The sequence below is a fragment of the Rudaea sp. genome (assembly GCF_036383415.1).
Lineage (GTDB): Bacteria > Pseudomonadota > Gammaproteobacteria > Xanthomonadales > Rhodanobacteraceae > Rudaea.
This window is the reverse complement of the sequence record NZ_DASVOK010000102.1, coordinates 1-2,396: the sequence shown is the minus strand read 5'-3', so window position 1 is coordinate 2,396 and position 2,396 is coordinate 1. Positions and strand designations below refer to the sequence as shown.

Here is a 2,396-nt window from a genome sequence, read left to right as displayed (position 1 = left end):
CGCAGCGTTTCCGGACGCAGGCCAAGCCAGACGTCCTGTTGCTCGGCGAGCTTCAACTGTTCGCGCCGGCCTGGCGGCAACGCCAGCGCGAATCCGCTGCCGTTGAAGGCGCCGGCTTCCCAGCGTGCGGCGAGAAAGCTCATCGCCGGCGAGCCGATGAAGCCGCCGACGAATTTGTTGAGCGGGCGCTCGTAGAGTTCGATCGGCGCGGCGATCTGCTGGATCTCGCCGTCCTTCATCACGACGATGCGGTCGCCCATCGTCATCGCCTCGACCTGGTCGTGGGTGACATAGATCGTGGTCACGCCGAGGCGATCGTGCAGCCGGCCGATCGAGGCGCGCATCTCCACGCGCAGCTTCGCGTCGAGATTCGACAGCGGCTCGTCCATGAGGAACAGCCTGGGCTCGCGCACGATCGCGCGGCCGAGGGCGATGCGCTGGCGCTCGCCACCCGACAAGGCCGCGGGCTTGCGCTCGAGCAGGGCTTCGAGTTGCAGCATGCGCGCGGCTTCGAGCACGCGGCGCTCGATCTCGGCCTTGGTGCGGCCGGCCAGCTTGAGCGCGAAGGCCATGTTCTCGCGCACGCTCATGTGCGGATACAGCGCGTAGTTCTGGAACACCATGGCAACGTCGCGTTGTTTTGGCGCGAGATCGTTGACGACCTTGCCATCGATTTCGAGCGTGCCGGCGGAAATCTCCTCGAGCCCGGCGATCATGCGCAGCGTCGTCGACTTGCCGCAGCCGGACGGGCCGACGAAGACGACGAATTCGCCGTCGCCGACATCGAGATTGAAGTCCTTCACCGCGACACGGCCGTCGGCATAGAGCTTGCGGAGATTGCGCAGGACGACGGAGGCCATGGAAAAGTGGGTGGCTCGGCAGCAAGATTGGGGCGTGGTGATGCAGGGAATGTACAAGAAACCCGGACGAGTTCAACGCCGTGGCCGCGGCCTTCGCATCGATTGGCGCCGGTTCGGAACCTGTTCTCAGGTTTGCGGCGGCCGCGTCTGCGCGGCTATCCACGCCAGATACGGCTCATGTGCGGCGGCGATGTCGAGGGCGACGATTTCGGGCAACTCGTAGGGATGCAGGGCGAGGATGCGCGTACGCAGCGCGTCGAAACGCTCGCGCGTGGTCTTGATGATGAGCAACTGCTCCTCGTCGCGGTGGAGGAGGCCTTGCCAGCGATAGGTCGAGATCAGGCCGGGCAGGCGGTTGACGCAGGCGGCGAGGCGTTCTTCGACGAGCACGGTCGCGATGCGCTGGCCGGTTTGCGCGTCGGGACAGGTGCATAGCGCTATGATCGCGGTCATGTCGGATGAGGAAGCAATCATGGATATGCGTCTATCCTGCGCTGGAAAAATTTCGCGTCAACCTTTCTTTTCGCGAGGCGCTGCATGGGCGCTGCTGGTCGTGCTCGGATTTTGCGCCGCACAAGCCGCATCTGCCGCCGCGGCGTCGCCCGAAATCAACATCGCGACCTACAACCTGCGCCTCAACACCGCGTCCGACGGTCCGAACGCGTGGCCGCATCGCGTCGATGCGGTCAGGGCGCTGATCCGCTATCACGAATTCGACATCGTCGGCACGCAGGAAGGGCTGCCTGAGCAGATCGCCGACCTCGACGCGATGCCGGGCTTCGCCCACGTCGGCGTCGGTCGCGACGACGGCAAAGATGCCGGCGAGCATTCGGCGATCTACTACCGCACGGCTCGTTTCGATGTCGAGAAGCATGGCGATTACTGGCTCAGCGAGACGCCCGGGAAGCCGTCGAAAGGCTGGGATGCGAAATGCTGCAATCGCATCGCCAGTTGGGCGAAATTCCACGATCGCGTCAGCGGCAGGCGCTTCTTCGTCTTCAACGTGCACTTCGACCACCAGGGCGAAGTCGCGCGGCGTGAGTCGGCCAAGCTGATGCTGAACAAGATGCGCGAGATCGCGGGCAACGACACGGTGATCTGCACCGGCGACTTCAATTCCACGCCCGAGACCGAGCAGATCCGGACGATGAAGACGGCATTTCGCGATGCGCGCGAAGTCAGCGCGGAGCTGGCCTACGGTCCACAGGGTACGTTCGAGGATTTCAAGCTCGACTCGGCGCTGCCCGAACGCATCGACTACATCTTCGTCGGCCGCGGCATCGAGGTGCTCAAGTATGCGACGCTGACCGACAGCGTCGAGGCGCGCTTTCCGTCCGACCACCTTCCGGTCGTGGCGCGGGTTCGCTTGCCGTAAGGCTGCGGTCCCCGGTCAGGTTTTCAACAACTCGCCCGCGCCGAGCTCGAGCAGTTCTTCCGCCACGCGGCGGCCGAGCGCTTCCGGCTCCGTGTCGAAGGGAGTCGCGGCCGCGGCGCGGATCAACCGTCCGCTCGCGGCATCACCGACCAGGCCGTGCA

3 protein-coding genes are annotated in these 2,396 nt (G+C 65.0%); 1 reads left to right on the top strand and 2 read right to left on the bottom strand.

Annotation, left to right across the window (positions count from 1 at the left end):
* Together VF497_RS03875 and cutA are read right to left on the bottom strand one after the other, a co-directional pair.
* On the bottom strand, positions 1-860 hold an 860-nt coding region (locus VF497_RS03875), incomplete at its 3' end, for a sn-glycerol-3-phosphate ABC transporter ATP-binding protein UgpC (RefSeq protein WP_330886323.1).
* Between the two features lie 126 nt (positions 861-986).
* A complete protein-coding gene (gene cutA, locus VF497_RS03870) occupies positions 987-1,313 on the bottom strand; it encodes a divalent-cation tolerance protein CutA (RefSeq protein ID WP_330886322.1) in 327 nt (108 codons plus the stop codon).
* 19 nt (positions 1,314-1,332) lie between these two features.
* Here cutA and VF497_RS03865 point away from each other — a divergent pair, with 19 nt between their 5' ends.
* Positions 1,333-2,235, top strand: coding sequence for an endonuclease/exonuclease/phosphatase family protein (locus VF497_RS03865; RefSeq protein ID WP_330886321.1), 903 nt, complete (start codon positions 1,333-1,335; stop codon positions 2,233-2,235).
* The last annotated feature ends 161 nt before the right edge of the window (positions 2,236-2,396 follow it).

Coding starts and splice junctions, on each gene's coding strand:
- cutA (WP_330886322.1), bottom strand. CDS start 1,313: ATGACCGCGATCATAGCGCTATGCACCTGTCCCGACGCGCAAACCGGC.
- VF497_RS03865 (WP_330886321.1), top strand. CDS start 1,333: ATGGATATGCGTCTATCCTGCGCTGGAAAAATTTCGCGTCAACCTTTC.